Source organism: Bacteroides sp. An269 (genome assembly GCF_002159755.1).
Lineage (GTDB): Bacteria > Bacteroidota > Bacteroidia > Bacteroidales > Bacteroidaceae > Phocaeicola > Phocaeicola intestinalis.
The window spans coordinates 1-617 of record NZ_NFJG01000258.1 but is presented as its reverse complement, the minus strand read 5'-3'; the positions used below and the strand labels follow the sequence as shown (position 1 = coordinate 617).

The 617-nt window shown below is 50.6% G+C and carries 1 pseudogene; it reads left to right on the top strand.

Annotation, left to right across the window (positions count from 1 at the left end):
* Positions 1-502, top strand: a pseudogene (locus B5F71_RS19635) (hypothetical protein); the annotation flags it as partial.
* Positions 503-617: the final 115 nt, after the last annotated feature.

Sequence of the window (617 nt, the reverse complement as noted above, 5' to 3'; positions counted from 1 at the left end):
CGGGCATGTCGTCGGAGATAACCGTACCGTTGATGCGGAGGTTCTCGAAGCGGATGTTTCTTACCAAGCGGTCGCGGTCGTAGCCGATGATGTGCGACAGTTCGGCATGATGAAGATGGGCGAATACGTAGCGTTGTCCAACTTGCGCAATGGTACGGATAACCAGAACAATACGGGAAGCTGGCTGGTAAGTGCCACCCAGATGCCGTTTACGACCTATGAATATTGCATCGACTGCTCTTGCCGCGATAAGAACCACGGTGCAACCCATACGCAAATGGCAGATGATGAAGGGCGTGGCAGCGTTCGTCCGGGATGGGAAATCTTGTACAATCATTATGCAAAGGTGGCGAATGTAGGCAGTGGCTATACGTATGCCAAGCAGTTTGCCGACAAACTTCGTCCCGAAGGCGGTGTGGGTGAACCGGAAAACCGTTACGGTACAAACAGCGGTGCGTTCGACCAATTGGGTTGGGCAACCTTGATGCTTTACCGTGAATAGATATTGTTAAGAAGCTGTTTTGAATTTATCGTGCGATGATTTGGGATGAGTTTTTGAGGCATTTTTGCTTCTGTGATGAGGAAGATAGCGGGCTATCTGACGAAGAACAGGAGCG